12 protein-coding genes are annotated in these 14,888 nt (G+C 71.2%); 5 read left to right on the forward strand and 7 right to left on the reverse strand.

Annotation, left to right across the window (positions count from 1 at the left end):
* Position 1: 1 nt before the first annotated feature.
* The gene (locus ABZ576_RS21525) at positions 2-2,086 is read left to right on the forward strand and encodes a CHAT domain-containing protein (RefSeq protein WP_360742928.1); all 2,085 of its coding nucleotides are present in this window, start codon (positions 2-4) and stop codon (positions 2,084-2,086) included.
* 57 nt (positions 2,087-2,143) lie between these two features.
* On the opposite strand, the gene ABZ576_RS21530 is transcribed toward ABZ576_RS21525, so the two are convergent.
* On the reverse strand, positions 2,144-3,130 hold the full coding sequence (locus tag ABZ576_RS21530) for an aldo/keto reductase (protein ID WP_360742931.1): 987 nt from the start codon (positions 3,128-3,130) through the stop codon (positions 2,144-2,146).
* 198 nt (positions 3,131-3,328) lie between these two features.
* Here ABZ576_RS21530 and ABZ576_RS21535 point away from each other — a divergent pair, with 198 nt between their 5' ends.
* On the forward strand, positions 3,329-4,654 hold the full coding sequence (locus tag ABZ576_RS21535) for a cellulase family glycosylhydrolase (protein ID WP_360743369.1): 1,326 nt from the start codon (positions 3,329-3,331) through the stop codon (positions 4,652-4,654).
* Between the two features lie 127 nt (positions 4,655-4,781).
* Here ABZ576_RS21535 and ABZ576_RS21540 read toward each other — a convergent pair whose 3' ends face one another.
* Genes ABZ576_RS21540 through ABZ576_RS21555 form a run of 4 tightly spaced genes read right to left on the reverse strand, consistent with a single transcriptional unit; the run spans position 4,782 to position 10,255 of the window.
* Entirely contained in the window at positions 4,782-7,175 is a 2,394-nt protein-coding gene (locus ABZ576_RS21540) for a glycoside hydrolase family 3 N-terminal domain-containing protein (RefSeq protein ID WP_360742934.1), read from the reverse strand.
* The gene (locus ABZ576_RS21545) at positions 7,172-7,990 is read right to left on the reverse strand and encodes a carbohydrate ABC transporter permease (RefSeq protein WP_360742936.1); all 819 of its coding nucleotides are present in this window, start codon (positions 7,988-7,990) and stop codon (positions 7,172-7,174) included. Before ABZ576_RS21545 ends, ABZ576_RS21540 begins: the two co-directional genes overlap by 4 nt.
* Complete coding sequence (locus ABZ576_RS21550; protein ID WP_360742939.1) at positions 7,987-8,943, reverse strand: sugar ABC transporter permease; 957 nt, start codon at positions 8,941-8,943, stop codon at positions 7,987-7,989. Before ABZ576_RS21550 ends, ABZ576_RS21545 begins: the two co-directional genes overlap by 4 nt.
* A 7-nt stretch (positions 8,944-8,950) precedes the next feature.
* Positions 8,951-10,255 (reverse strand): extracellular solute-binding protein, encoded by a 1,305-nt coding sequence (locus ABZ576_RS21555; RefSeq protein WP_360742942.1) that lies wholly within the window; start codon positions 10,253-10,255, stop codon positions 8,951-8,953.
* A 134-nt stretch (positions 10,256-10,389) separates the two neighbouring features.
* Here ABZ576_RS21555 and ABZ576_RS21560 point away from each other — a divergent pair, with 134 nt between their 5' ends.
* Positions 10,390-11,412, forward strand: a complete 1,023-nt coding sequence (locus tag ABZ576_RS21560; protein WP_360742945.1) for a LacI family DNA-binding transcriptional regulator — start codon at positions 10,390-10,392, stop codon at positions 11,410-11,412.
* A 70-nt stretch (positions 11,413-11,482) separates the two neighbouring features.
* Here ABZ576_RS21560 and ABZ576_RS21565 read toward each other — a convergent pair whose 3' ends face one another.
* The gene (locus ABZ576_RS21565) at positions 11,483-11,899 is read right to left on the reverse strand and encodes an ATP-binding protein (protein ID WP_360742948.1); all 417 of its coding nucleotides are present in this window, start codon (positions 11,897-11,899) and stop codon (positions 11,483-11,485) included.
* 64 nt (positions 11,900-11,963) lie between these two features.
* Positions 11,964-13,088 carry an endo-1,4-beta-xylanase gene (locus tag ABZ576_RS21570; protein WP_360742951.1) on the reverse strand — a complete coding sequence of 375 codons (1,125 nt, stop codon included), beginning with the start codon at positions 13,086-13,088 and terminating at the stop codon, positions 11,964-11,966.
* A 348-nt stretch (positions 13,089-13,436) separates the two neighbouring features.
* Between ABZ576_RS21570 and ABZ576_RS21575 the strand changes: the two genes are divergently transcribed.
* Together ABZ576_RS21575 and ABZ576_RS21580 are read left to right on the forward strand one after the other, a co-directional pair.
* The gene (locus ABZ576_RS21575) at positions 13,437-14,132 is read left to right on the forward strand and encodes a glycoside hydrolase family 11 protein (RefSeq protein WP_360742954.1); all 696 of its coding nucleotides are present in this window, start codon (positions 13,437-13,439) and stop codon (positions 14,130-14,132) included.
* 65 nt (positions 14,133-14,197) lie between these two features.
* Positions 14,198-14,881, forward strand: a complete 684-nt coding sequence (locus ABZ576_RS21580) for a polysaccharide deacetylase family protein (RefSeq protein WP_360742957.1) — start codon at positions 14,198-14,200, stop codon at positions 14,879-14,881.
* Positions 14,882-14,888: the final 7 nt, after the last annotated feature.

The raw sequence follows: 14,888 nt of genomic DNA on the forward strand, positions 1-14,888 counted from the left end.
AATGAGTGAGGCGCCCGGCGGCTACCGCATCGAGGTGTCGTCGCCGTGCGGTGAGGACACCGCCGTCGCCGGCATCGACGCGGACGCGCTGTTGGAGCGGCTGCCCTCGCTGGAGGCGGCCGTCCTGGGGTCCGCCGCACGCTCCCGGAGCCTGGGTGCGGGGATGGAGGCGCCCGCCCGGCAGGTCGGCGGCACGCTGTTCGACTCCGTGTTCCAGAGCGCGATCAAGGCGCTCTACCTGTCCAGCAGGCAGAAGGCGCAGGAGCGGGGCCGGCGACTGCGCATGATCCTGCGGGTGCGTGCCCCGGAGCTGGCGGCCCTGCCCTGGGAACTGCTGTACGACGCGAAGCTCGGCGGCTACCTCTGCCTGCACCATCCGGTCATCCGCTACGTGGAGATGCTGGAGCCGGTCTCGCCGCTGCGCGTGGAGCCGCCGCTGCGCATCCTCGGCATGGTGGCCCTGCCCGGCTCGCTGGGCACGCTCGACGCGGACCTGGAGCGGGATGGTCTGAGTACGGCGCTCCGGCCGCTGATGGACGAGGGAATGGTGCAGCTCGAATGGGTGAGGGGGCAGACCAAGCAGCATCTCTTCGACGCGCTGCTGCGCGGCTGCCACATCTTCCACTTCATCGGACACGGGAGGTTCGACGATCAACGACGGCAGGGAATGATCGTCTTCGCCGACGAGCAGGGGCGGGAGGATCCCCTGCACGCCGAGGCGCTCGGCTCACTCATCAGCGTCGCCGAGCCCGCACCACGCCTCGTCGTGCTCAACAGCTGCGAGACGGGCACCTCCCACGCGCTGGATCTGTTCTCCAGCACGGCCGCCAAGCTGGAGTACACGGTGCCGGCGGTGGTGGCCATGCAGTTCCCGGTGACCGACAAAGCGGCCGCGCTCTTCTCCCGGGCCTTCTACCAGGCACTCGCGGCCAACCGACCGGTCGACGAGGCGGTGCGCACGGGGCGTATCGCGTTGCGGGCCGACAAGGACGACAGCCTGGAGTGCTTCACGCCCGTGCTGTACCAGCGCAGCGGCGACGCCCGGCTGTTCGACCTCACCTCTGCGCGGCCGGCTCCTGACCCGGGGAAAGCGGCGGTGGACATCGACCGGCTCCGGCGCGAGGCACACCGGGACAGGAAAACCGAGCCGTCCTTCCCGCAGCCCCCGCCCCCGCCCTCGCCGCCGCCGTTGAGGACGCCCTCGCCCGGTGTCACACCCCTCATGGTGATCGACACCGGGCACTGGGTGGTCAGCCTGGCCGTCCATCCGCAGGGCCGCCTGCTCGCCACCGGTTCCCGCAAGCTCATCCGCATCTGGGACGTGGTCACCGGCCGGCCCAGGTGGGAGCGCCGACTCGGCGGGTGGAGCACCATGGTGAACGCGACCGCCTTCAGCCCCGACGGCAGCAGACTGGCCACCGGCAGCACGGACAACTTCGCGCGCGTCTGGGACTGGTCGACCGGTTCGGTCGACGCCGAGCTGGCCCACCGGCATTTCGTCAACACGGTCGACTTCGACCCCAGCGGGCAGTACCTGGCCACGGGCAGCGCGGATGCCACGGTCCGTGTCTGGGACCTCGGCACCGCGAGCGAGGTACTGGCCCTGCGCCACGCCCGCGCGGTCAAGGCCGTGAGGTTCAGCCCGGACGGGCGCCTGCTGCTCACGGCGTCCGAGGACAGGAACGCGTATGTCTGGGACGGCGACGGCCGTCAGCGGGCCCGGATCCCCCACCACGACTTCGTCCTCGGTGTCGCCTTCTCCCCGGACGGACGGAAGATCGCCACCTGTGGCCAGGACCGTGTCGTCGAGGTCAGGGAGACGGAGTCATGGACTCCGCTCTTCCGGGCGGAGCAGGACGCCGGTCTGCGGTCGGTGGCGTTCAGCCCCGACGGCACCCTCGTCGCGGCCGGCGGCGAGGACGGCACCGTCGGGGTGTGGTCGGCCGACACGGGTCGGTCACTGGTCACCCTCCAGCAGGGCCGGGCGGTGAACGCCGTCGCGTTCTATCCGGACGGACGGTTCCTGGCCAGCGGGGGCGAGGGCAAGGTGGTGCGCAGCGTCCCGCTCCCCGAGGACGACCGCTGACCGAGTCCCGCACCCGCGTCCCAGGGCTCGTCCCCGCGGTCCGGGAGCCCGGGGCGGTCAGTGCGCCGCGTCCAGGCGGGACCGCTGGTCCGCGGTGAGTTCCAGGTCGACGGCGGCGAGGTTCTCCTCCAGCTGGGCCACCGAGGAGGCGCCGGCGAGCGGGATGACCGGGAGGTCACCGCCCAGCTGCCAGGCCAGGACGACCTGGTTGGCGGTGGCTCCGGTCTCCCGGGCCACCTCGCGCAGCACCGCGAGCCGGGCGGGGGTGCCGGGGTGGTCGTAGTCCGCCGGCAGCGGCTTGTCGGCGCGGGTGTAGGCGCCGGTGAGCAGCGGTGAGTAGGCGACCAGGGTGAGACCCGGCTCCGCCCGCAGGTAGCCGAGGAGCTGGGCGTCGGCGCCGCCGAGGCTGCCGTCCGGGAACAGCTCGCTCGGCACGTCCGTACGCGGCCGCAGGTAGCTGTGCTGGTACTGGAGGACCTCGTACCCGGGCAGGCCCCCGGCCGCCGCGAGGGCGCGGGCCCGTTCCACCCGCCACACGGCCTGGTTGCTGACGCCGAGCAGGCCGACGGTGCCCTCGGCGACCAGCTCGGCGAAGGCCGCGACGGTCTCCGAGAGCGGGACGGTGGGGTCGTCTATGTGCGCGTACAGCAGGTCGAGCCGGTCCACGCCGAGCCGCTCCCGGCTGCGCTCGGCGGACTCCCGGACGACCTCGGCGGACAGGCCCTCGGCGTTGTCGGTGTAGCTGGTGCCCGGGGCGAGCGGCCGGGCGCCCAGCTTCGTGGCGATGACGACCTCGTCGCCGACGCCCCGGCTGCGCCGCCACCGCCCGAGCAGTTCCTCGCTCTGGCCGCCCTGGCTGCCGTCCACCCAGAAGGCGTAGTTGTCGGACGTGTCGATGAAGTTGCCGCCGGCCTCGACATAGCGGTCGAGGACGGCGAAGGAGGTCTTCTCGTCGGTGCGCGACCCGAACAGCATCGCGCCGAGCGCGAGCACGCTCACCTCCCGGCGGGTGGCCGGGTCGGTCCCGATCGTGCGGTACTTCATGCTGGTCCTCCCGTACGTGGCTGGTGGCAGGGGAGTCTGGAACCTGAAGTGCACTTCAAGTCAAGGTGGTTGGAGTGCAGCCGGGCCCTTGAAGAGTGCGGCGGGGGCTGGTGGGATGCGCGGCACACCGACACACCACCGGCCCGGAGGTTTCCCGTGCTGCGAGCGCTTCTCACCACCGGCGCGGTCGTCGCCGCGCTGCTCGCCCCCGCCACCGCCCACGCGGAGGAGACCGGACCGGACGTACCCCGGCTCACCGACCGGCACGGGCGGGTGCTCACCCTGCACGGCTGGAACATCGAGGACAAGACACACCGCGGCGACGAGGCCCTGACGGCCGTCACCGAACGCCACCTGCGCGACATGCGGGCCCGTGGCTTCGACTTCGCCCGGCTGCTGGTCTTCTGGGACGACCTGGAGCCGAGCCCGGGCCGGTACAGCCGCGACTACCTGCGCCGGATCGAACGCGTCCTCGACTGGGCGCAGCGCCACGACGTGAAGGTCGTCATCGACGCCCACCAGGACGTCTTCGGGCCCGCCTTCGGCCACCGCGGGGTGCCCGAGTGGGCGACCAGGACCGACGGTCTGCCGTTCACACCTCATCCGGACGACTGGTTCGCCGAGTACTTCGAGCCCGCCGTGCAGCGTGCCTTCACCCACCTCTACGCGGACCCGGACCTCCGGCGCGCCCAGGCCGGCATGTGGCGCGTCCTCGCCACCCGCTTCGCCCGCCATCCGGCCGTGCTCGGCTACGACCTGATCAACGAGCCGATGGGCGAGCTGCGGCCCGGGGAAGACCTGGCGACGGCCGCGCGCCGCATCGAACGCGACGAGCTCACGCCGATGTACAACCGCCTGGCCGACACCGTCCGTTCGGCGGACCGGGACGCCTGGGTGTTCGTGGAACCGACCCCGGTCGTCGGCGAGGGCGTACCGACCGGCCTCGGCCGCGTGGACGACCCCCGGGTCGTGTACGCGCCGCACTTCTACGACTCCGCCATGGAGGCGGGCGGCGACTACGACCCCGGCTCCGGCTGGATCGAGGCGTACGAGCGGGCGGTCACCGAGTACCCGCGGCGCTACCGGGTCCCGGTCGTGGTCGGCGAGTGGGGCCCGCTGAACAACGCCCTGCCGCACATGAACCGCTTCTACCAGGACGCGCTGGCCTCCCTGGGCCGCTACGCCTCCGGCTGGGCCGGCTACGTGTGGTGCTACGGCGGCGGGTACTGCGCGGTCGACGACACCGGCGCCTTCCGCACCAACAAGGAGCTGACCGCCGAACCGTACGCCGAGGCGGTGGCCGGCACGGTCCGTTCCGCCGCGTACGACTCCGACGCGGGCGTCTACCGGCTGGCGTACCGTACGGCGTCCGGCGGCCACCGGCTGACCGAACTGTCCGTCCCGCCCGGCACCTGGCGGATCACGGCCGACGGCGGCGCGACCGTCGTACGCCGCGCACCCGGCCGCGCCTGGGTCCTGGCCGGCCCGGACCGCCTGGTGACCGTCACCGCCCGGCGCGGCTGACCACGGACAGAAGCATCGCTGGCCGCCGCCGGTCCGGTGACCGAGGCCGGCCTCCACGGCCGCGAGGGTCGTGGAGGCCGACGTCGGTCGGGCCCCGATGTGCCGACGGTGTCGCGGGGCGCGCGGGTCAGGCGGTGGCGGTCGTCGGCCGCGGTGGCTCGGGCTCGAAGTGGGCGTGGAACCGGCGGTTGTGGTCCACCTGCCGTACGGGCCCGGTCAGGGCCACCGTCGCGGTCAGGCGGACGTCCGTGCTGGACGCCGCCAGCCGCAGCCGCAGCTCGCCCGGTTCGACCACCCGGCGCCCGTCGCGTCCGGTGAAGGAGGCCAGATCGGCCGGCACGGTGACCCGCAGCCGGCGCGCCTGGCCGGGGGCGAGCGGGACCCGGGCGTAGCCGATGAGCCGCTGCACCGGCTGGACGACGGAGGCTACCGGGTCGTGCAGATAGAGCTGGACGACCTCGGTACCGGACCGCTCCCCCGTGTTGCGCACGGTGAAGGCGAGGGAGAACTCGCCGCCGGTGTCCGCCTCGGGCCGGTCGACCGCCAGCTCGCCCCAGTCGAAGGACGTGTACGACAGGCCGTGGCCGAACGCGAACGCCGCCGTGGGATCGATGCTGGACACGTCGCTGGCCTGGGCGAGCCGGGCCCCGAGGTAGGTGGCGGGCTGGCCTCCGGTGTCGCGGGGCACGCTGACGGGCAGCCGCCCGCAGGGGTTGGTCCGGCCGCTGAGCACTCCGGCGAGGGCGGTGGTGCCCTCCACCCCGGGGAAGAAGGACTGCACGATCGCGGCGGCCTCGTCGGTGGCCCGGCCGAGGGCGTAGGGCCGGCCGGCCAGCAGGACCGTCACCACCGGCGTGCCGGTGTCGAGCAGCGCGTCGAGCAGCCGCTGCTGGGCGCCGGGCAGGGCCAGGGACTCGGCGTCGCAGCCCTCGCCGCTGGTCCCCCGGCCGAAGAGGCCCGCGCGGTCGCCGAGTGCCGCGACGACGACGTCGGCCCGGCGCGCGGCGCCGACGGCCTCCGGGATGCCGAAGACGTCCGCGTCGTCGACGCCGGTGCCCTGCACGACGGTGATCTCCGCGTCGGGGAACTCCCGCCGGAGGGCGTCCTCCAGGGTGGGCAGGTCGATGCCGGGCGGGGTCTGCGGGTGGTGCACGCCGACGTGCTGGGGGAAGGAGTAGCAGCCCAGTACGGCCGTGGGAGCGGTCGCGTTGGGGCCGATCAGGGCGATGCGGCGCGGCCGGGCGAGGGGCAGGGTGCCGTCGTTGGCCAGCAGGACGACCGCTTCCTCCGCCACGGTGCGGGCCAGTTCCCGGTTCTCGGCGGTGTCCAGGTCGACCGTGCCGCGCAGGGCGTCGGGGTCGTCCAGGTCCGCTCCGGCGAGCCGGGCCGGCACCGGGTCCCAGTCCGCGTCGAGCAGGCCGAGCCGGGCCTTCTGGAGGAGCACCCGGCGTACCGCGCGGTCGATCAGCTCCTCCGGTACCCGGCCGTCGGCGACGGCTTCGGCCAGGGGCGCGCCGAACGTCTTCACGGTGGGCAGCTCCACGTCGACGCCGGCGCCGAGGGCCGTGGCCGCCGCCTCCGCCCAGTCGCCGGCGACGCCGTGCAGGGTCTTCAGGAAGGCGATGCCGAAGTAGTCGGCGACGACCGTGCCCGTGAAGCCCCAGGTGTCGCGCAGCAGCCCGGTGAGCAGCTCCTCGTCGGCCGCCGAGGGCATCCCGTCGGTGTCGGTGTAGGCGTGCATGACGGAGTCGGCGCCGCCCTCGCGCAGGGCCATCTCGAACGGGGGCAGGAGCACGTCGGCCCGTTCACGCGGGCCCATGCCGACGGGTGCGAGGTTGCGGCCGGCGCGGGAGGCGGAGTAGCCGGCGAAGTGCTTCAGGGTGGCGACGACACCGGCGGACTGCAGCCCCTGGACGTAGGCGGTACCGATGCTGCCGACGAGGTAGGGGTCCTCGCCGATGGTCTCCTCGACGCGGCCCCAGCGCGCGTCGCGCACCACGTCCAGGACGGGCGCGAGCCCCTGGTGGACACCGACGGACCGCATGTCGCGGCCGATGGCGGCGGCCATCCGGCGGATCAGGTCGGGGTCGAAGGTGGCGCCCCAGGAGAGCGGGACGGGGTAGGCGGTGGCGCCCCAGGTGGCGAACCCGGCCAGGCATTCCTCGTGGGCCAGGGCGGGAATGCCGAAGCGGTTCGCGGCGGCGATCCGGGTCTGGGTGCGCAGCAGGGAGAGCGCGCCGAGCGCGGGGTCGACGGGCGCCGTGCCGAAGGGGCGGGTCAGCTGGCCCAGGCCGGCCGGGAGCAGGGCTTCGAGGTCGCCGGCCTCCTCCATGTCGTGCTGGTGCGGGGCGACTTCACCTCCCTCGTCGGACGCGCCGACCCACACGCCGTACAGCTGGGCGGTCTTCTCCTCCAGGGTCATCGCGTCGATCAGCGCGGAGACGCGGGTGCCGATGTCCTGGGTCGGGTCGTTCCAGAGGGGGACTTCGGGGGTGGTCTCTACGGCCACGTTGGCGGTCACTTTCCTCCCATGCCCATCAGACCCTGGACCAGGGCACGGCGGGCGAACAGGTAGACGAGCAGGACGGGCACCATGGACAGCGTCACGGCTCCGAGCAGGCCGGGGATGTCGACGCCGTGTTCGGTCTGGAAGTTGTACAGACCGAGGGTGATGACCTTGGTCGAGTCGGACTGGGTCAGGACGAGCGGGAACAGGAAGCCGTTCCAGGCCTGGAGCGCGGAGAACACCACGATCGTGGACAGGCCGCCGCGTGAGAGCGGGACGACGAGCTGGAAGAACATCCGCCTCGGGCTCGCCCCGTCCATCGTCATGGCCTCGAAGAGTTCCGGGGAGATGTCACGCATCGCCCCGCTCAGGATGAGCGCCGACATCGGCAGGCAGAACGCGGCGGTGGGGAGGATGACGCCGAGCAGGTTGTCGTACAGCCCCGCCTCGCTGATCAGGTAGAACATCGGCACGATGACGGCCTGGGCGGGGATGGCGAGGCCCAGCAGGAACAGCCGGAAGATCTGCGAGGTGACGCGGCTGCGGCTGCGTACGATCGCGTAGGCCAGGGGCGGTACGAGCAACACCACCACGCCGACCACGCAGACGGTGACGATGACGGTGTTGAGGAAGTACCGGCCGAAGCCCGAGTCGAACGCCCCGGTGTAGTTGTCGAGGGTGAACTCCCCGGGGAAGGACACCGGGCCCTTCTTCGCGTAGTCCTGCCGGGTGCGCAGGGTCGCGGCGAGCATCACGTACAGCGGCAGGCCCACCAGGACGAGCCAGAGCAGCGAGCCGGCCCCGGCCAGGTAGTTGGGACGGCTCCTCATGACACCCCCTCCATGTCGCTGCGCATCTTGTCGTAGCCGGAGACGCGGACGACGATCAGCGAGACGACCGTGGCGGCCACGACCAGGCAGAGGGCGATGGCCGAGCCCGCTCCGAAGTCGAAGCCCTTGAACGCCTTCTGGTACATGTAGTAGGCGCTGATCGTGGTGTCGGTGCCCGGTCCGCCCTGGGTGAGGATGAGCACGGTCTCGAAGGTGGTGAGCCCGCCGACGATCATCAGGATCACCGAGGTGACGACCGCGTTGCGCAGCTGCGGCAGCGTGATGTGGAAGAACTGCCGGTAGCGTCCGGCGCCGTCGATCGCGGCCGCCTGGTAGAGCACCGGCGGGATCGCCCGGGCGGCGCCCTGGTAGATCAGGGTGTGGAACGGGGTGAACTGCCAGGTGCTGACGAAGGCCAGCACCCCGATGGCCGTGCTCTGTTCACCGAAGAGGTTGCCGTCCCCGAACAGCCAGGTCATGTGTGCGGGGATGCCGAAGTTCGGGTCGAGCAGCGCCCGCCAGAGCACCGACACGGCGGTGGCGGACAGCAGCAGCGGGATGAAGTAGATCGCCGAGAGGACGGCGCGGTTGCGCTGGTGCCCGGCGGCCCAGACCCCGAGCACGATGCTCAGCGGGGTCTGGATGACCACGCCCAGCGCGGTGAGGAGCAGGGTGAGCCAGATGCTCTGGATCATCACCGGGTCGTCGAGGATGCGCTTCCAGTTGTCCGTCCCGACGAACTCGGGGGAACCCAGGCCGTTCCAGCTCATGAAGGACAGCACCGCCACCATGATCAGTGGTGCGATGGCGAAGAGGGCGAAGAACAGGGTGGCGGGCAGCGCCCAGAGGAAACCCGGGCGGGTGCCGTGGGCGGCGTAGGAGTCCTCCGGCCGCCGCCGGGCCTTCCTGGAGGCCGCGGCGGTGGGCGGAGCGCTCGTGATCTGTGTGGTCATGAGCGGATCATTCGGTCGGCAGGGCCTGCATGGCCTTGATGAAGCCGTCCGCGTCGAGCTGTCCGTTGAAGAACTGCTGGACGGCCTGGTGGATGGGGGTGATGGCGGACGGCGGGTAGGCCTGGTCCCAGGAGAGCTGGAAGGACCTGGCCTTGGCCACGAGGTCGTACTGGAAGCGGGAGTACTCCGGGCTGGCCGAGGTGTCGAGGAACTGCGGGGTGTTCGTGGTGGTGGGCAGGTTGCCGATGGCCAGCTGGGCCTTGACGAACTCGTCGGAGTACATCAGCTTCAGGAACTCGGCGACCGCCTCGGGGTGCTTGGTCTTCTTCAGCACCGAGTAGAAGTTGTTGGTGTTGCCGACGACGTCGGAGGGGTCGCCCTTGCCGCCGGGGACGGTCGGGAACGTGCTGTAGGCGAGGCCCTTGGCGGCGAAGTCCTTGGCGTCCTGCTGCTGCTGGGCGTAGTACCAGGAACCCATCAGCTCGAAGCCGGCCTTGCCCTGGGCCACCAGCGCGGGCGAGGCGCCGTTGGTGTACTTCACCGAGTCGTAGTTCTTGCCGAAGGCGCCGGTGTCGACCAGTTCCTCCAGCATGCCGAGCGCCTTCTTGCTGTCCGCGCTCGCCCAGGCGTCCTTGTCGCCGTCCAGGGCCTTCTGGAACAGCTCCGGCCCGGCGACGCGGTCGTAGACGTACTCGAACCACATCAGCGTCGGCCACTGGTCGCCACCGCCGAGGGCGATCGGCGTGACACCCGCGGACTTCAGCTTCTTGACGGCGTCGAGCAGTTGGTCCCATGTCCTGGGCTGCTGTACGCCCGCCTTGCCGAGCACCTCCTTGTTGCTGAACAGCAGCACCGGCTGCGTGCCGCGCATGGGGATGCCGTAGGGCTTCCCGTCGATGACGGCGCTGTTGTAGACGCTCGGCAGGAACTTGTTGTCGAGATCCGGTTCCTTCTTGACGAAGTCGTCCAGCGGCATGAGCAGCCCGGCCTTGACGAAGGGCTGGATGCTGCCGCCGCCCCAGTTGAAGAAGATGTCCGGCGCCTGTGGTGTGTTGATGATGGTCTGCAGCTTCTGCTGGTAGTCGGCGCCCGGGATGGTGTCGAGGACGGCCTTGACCTTCGAGGTCTTGTTGAAGGTCTCGATGATCTTCTTCTCGACCTTGTTGCTGGCGTCCCCGTAGACCAGCACGTGGATCTTGCCGTCGTCCGAGGAACCCCCACCGCTTCCGTTGCCGCATGCGGCGAGACTCGCCGCGAGGGCGAGCGTCGCCGCACAAGCGAGCACTCGAGGCATCCGTGTACGCATGGTCATCCGCCTTCCGAAAGTTTCGGATCAATAGCCGAAAGTCCTGCGGCTGGACAGTAGGAGCCTCGGGAAGAACTGGTCAACGGTTCTGCACGTACGCGGCCAAACCGTTACCCGCCGTTCTGGCCTATGCTGCGGCCATGCGCGAAGAAGCCCAGGTCGGTCGCAGAGTCACCTTGGCAGCCGTGGCCAGGGAGGCCGGCGTCTCGCTTCCGACAGTTTCGAAGGTGCTCAACGGTCGTTCGGATGTGTCACCGACGACCCGAGCCAAGGTGGAGCGTCTCCTGGAGGTCCACGGCTACCGCCGGCGGACCGTGGGGCCGCCGCAGGCACCGCTCATCGAGATCGTCTTCCACGAACTGGAGAGCGTCTGGGCGATGGAGCTCATCCGCGGTGTGGAGAACGTCGCCAAGCAGAACGACGCGACCGTCGCACTCACCGAGAGCGGGACGCGGCACGCCCCCGGGCCGGAGTGGATCGCCGGGGTGCTGCGCCGCCGCCCCCTCGGCGTGCTGCTGGTCTTCTCCACGGTCCCGGAGGACGTGAAGAGGCAACTGCGCTCCCGGGCCATCCCGTTCGTCATCGTGGACCCGGCGGGCGATCCCGATCCCGACGTCCCGTCCGTCGGTTCGGCCAACTGGGCCGGAGGGGTGGCCGCCACCCGCCACCTCACGGACCAGGGACACGAGCGCGTCGCCATCATCACCGGCCCCGAGGACCTGATGTGCTCGCTGGCCCGGCTGGACGGGTACCGCTCGGCGATGGCGATGGCCGGCCACGAACCGGAGCCGGGGCTGGTGCGTTTCGGCGACTTCCACGTCCAGGGCGGCTTCGAGCACGCCATGGACCTGCTACGGCGGCCGGACCGGCCCACGGCGATATTCGCCGGGAGCGACCTGCAGGCACTGGGCGTCCTGGAGGCGGCACGGGTGCTGGGCCTGAGCGTGCCCGGGCAGCTGTCGGTGGTGGGGTACGACGACGTACCGCCGGCCCGGTGGTCGAGCCCGCCGCTGACCACCGTTCAGCAGCCGCTCCAGCGCATGGCCGAGGAGGCGGCCCGGATGCTGCTGCGGCGCGCGGACCCGAGGAAGGCCGCGCTGCGCATCGAACTGGCCACGCACCTGGTGGTGCGCCAGAGCACCGCACCGCCCGCCACCGGCTGAACACCGGACCGCGCCCCGGCCGTGCGCCGGCCCTCCCCCCTCCCCGGCGTACGGCGGGCCGTACGCCGGGTCAGGCGTTCGCTCGGGCGGGCGGGCGGAAGCAGGCGAGGACGGTCTTGCCGTGCGGGCAGGACCGGGCCTCCCAGCGTTCGGCCAGGGCGTCCATCAGCAGCATGCCGCGTCCGCCCGGCTGGAGCGCGTCGGGGTGCCGGGGCTCGGGCAGCACCGGGGAGGTGTCGTGCACCGCGATGTGCAGGCAGTCGTTGTCCCAGGACATCACCAGCTGCGCGGTGCTGTGCGCGTGGACGTGTGCGTTGGTGACCAGTTCGGACACCACCAGCAGCACGTCGTCCGCCGTGTCCGGGGCCGAACGGGTCCAGCCCAGCTCGTCCAGGTGGGCCCGCGCCCAGTCCCGTGCCGTCTTGACCTGACTGTTGAGCGGCAGCGAGCGAGCCCAGCCCACCGCGCGAAGCGAACGTCCGTCCACGATCATCCCTGTCTGTGCCGAACCGGACCGTTTCCGTCCATCCGGCTACCCGCGCAGGGCCCCGCTACGGCTGCGAGATGGATTCCGGGCGGGTGCGCCCGGCGTCATCCGGCCGCGCGGACCGCGCCCGGCCCGCCAGTTCCGACTGGAGTGTCCGGTACGCGGGCTTCGGGCGGTACTCCTCGTCGAACAGGTTGGCGGCACCCTCGCCCGGGAAGGTGTCGGGGACCCAGGAGTACTTGTCGGTGAAGCCCCAGACGGTGAACGAGATGCAGTGGCGGGCGCGCAGACAGGCGTCCAGCAGGCGGCGGTAGCCCTCGGCCTGGGTGGCCAGCTTCGCGGCGTCGGCCGGCATCTCCATGCGGACGTCCGCCTCGGTCACGGCGGTGGCCAGGCCGAGCCGGTCGAAGCGGGCGAAGTTGGCGGCCATGTCGGTGGGCAGGCCGTACTGGATGCCGAGGTGCCCCTGGAAGCCGACCCCGTGGACGGGGACGCCCTCGGCGCGCAGGCGGCGGACCAGGTCGTAGACGGCGTCGCTCTTCGGGCCGGTCCACTCGGTGTTGTAGTCGTTGTAGAAGAGCAGGGCGTGGGGGTCGGCCTCGTGGGCCCAGCGGAAGGCGTCGGCGATGTAGCCGGGGCCGAGCTTGCGCAGCCAGATGCTGTCGCGCAGGGTGCCGTCCTCGTTGAACGCCTCGTTGACCACGTCCCACTGCCAGACCTGGCCCTTGAAGTGCCGGACGGTGTCGGTGATGTGCCGGTGCAGGACGGCGCGCAGCTCGTCGGCGGTGAGATCGCCGGAGGTGAGCCAGGAGGGCAACTGGCTGTGCCACACCAGGACGTGGCCGCGCACCTTCTGCCCGTGCCGGCGGGCGAAGTCGACCAGGCGGTCGGCGGCGGCGTAGTCGTACTCCCCCTGGCGGGGTTCCAGCGCCTCCCACTTCATGACGTTCTCCGCGGTCACGGTGGAGAACTCGGAGCCCGTCAGCCGGCGGTAGGCGGCGTCGTCGGTGAGCGCGGACATGTCGACGGCGGTGCCGACCCGCAGATGGTCGTCGGCGGCGAGCTGCCGCAGCGGGCGGTCCGGCACGGAGGGACCGCCGGACGCCCCCGCGGGGGTGGCGGCGGTGACGGGCAGCAGCGCGAGACAGCAGGTCGCGGCGGCGGCCGCGACGAGACGGGGCAGGTGCACGAGTACTCCCGGTGTCGTTCGAAAGTTTCGACGCATCTTGCGAGCGTTGCGCCACGCTAAGCAGCCGCCATGGCGCCGTCAACCGTTCCGCACAGGACGCGTATTGGTGGATGCACCCACCCCGCGAAACTTTCGCCACTACCGCACGTCAGTAGCCCAGAAGTTTCGGTGAAGTTTCGGAAACAGACGCATTGACCGCCGTTTCGGCACGGTCGCATACTCTCCACCAATCGAGCCCTCCCCGACGGGGACGGCCACCGCCCAGCTTTCTGACGCGAGCATGACAATCCGGCCGGTCGGGTCCGTCCGGGTCTTCCGCTCCACCACAGCCCTCACCCAGGAGAAAGCATGGATCAGAACAACGCCGTGTCCCGCCCGATGAGCCGCCGGGGCTTCATCAACCGCGCGGGTGCCGTGGCGCTCGCGACGACCGCGTCCGGGCTGCTGCTGCCCGGCACCGCCCACGCCGCGACGACCATCACCACCAACCAGACCGGCACCAACAACGGCTTCTACTACTCGTTCTGGACCGACGCGCCCGGAACGGTCTCCATGACCCTGAACTCGGGTGGCAACTACAGCACTTCCTGGCGCAACACCGGCAACTTCGTCGCGGGCAAGGGATGGAGCAACGGCGGACGCCGGACCGTGAGCTACTCGGGCAGCTTCAGCCCGTCCGGCAACGCCTACCTGGCCCTGTACGGATGGACCTCGAACCCGCTCGTCGAGTACTACATCGTCGACAACTGGGGCACCTACCGGCCGACCGGAACGTACAAGGGCACGGTCACCAGCGACGGCGGCACCTACGACATCTACCAGACGACGCGGTACAACGCCCCGTCCGTGGAAGGCACCAGGACCTTCAACCAGTACTGGAGCGTCCGGCAGTCCAGGCGGACCGGCGGCACCATCACCACCGGCAACCACTTCGACGCCTGGGCCCGCGCCGGCATGCCCCTCGGCAGCTTCAGCTACTACATGATCCTCGCCACCGAGGGATACCAGAGCAGCGGCAGCTCCAACATCACGGTGAACGGCTGAAGGTCCCCGCGCCGTCCGACCACCCTCCAGCGAGGTCACGCCCCATCCGAGGAGGACCCACCCGCATGCGCGCCGCACACCGCCCCCTGCTGACCGCACTCGCCGTCGCCGCGACAGCCGTGGCCGGCACGGTCACCGCCGCCGTCGACGCCGCTCCGGCGCACGCCGCCACCTGCTACGGCTACGTCGGGCTCACCTTCGACGACGGCCCCTCCAACAGCAACACCCCCGCCCTGCTGAGCGCCCTGAAACAGAACGGCCTGCGGGCCACGATGTTCAACGAGGGCCAGTATGCGGCCGCCTACCCGGCACAGGTCCGGGCCGAGGTGAGCGCCGGGATGTGGATCGGCAACCACAGTTACACCCACCCTCACCTGACGCAGCTCGGCCAGGCGCAGATCGACTCCGAGATCTCCCGCACCCAGCAGGCGATCGCCGCGGCCGGCGGCGGCACACCCCAGCTGTTCCGCCCGCCGTACGGCGAGACCAACTCCACCGTCCAGGCGGTGGAGGCCAAGTACGGTCTACGGCAGATCATCTGGGACGTCGACTCGCAGGACTGGAACGGTGCGAGCACCGACGCCATCGTGCAGGCCGTGTCACGGCTGACCAACGGGCAGATCATCCTCATGCACGAGTGGTCGGCCAACACCCTCGCCGCCATCCCGCGCATCTCCCAGACGCTGGCGAGCAAGGGCCTGTGCGCCGGCCGGATCTCCCCGCAGACCGGCCGCGCCGTGGCCCCGTGACCGTGGG

This window comes from Streptomyces sp. NPDC013455, from assembly GCF_040632975.1.
Lineage (GTDB): Bacteria > Actinomycetota > Actinomycetes > Streptomycetales > Streptomycetaceae > Streptomyces.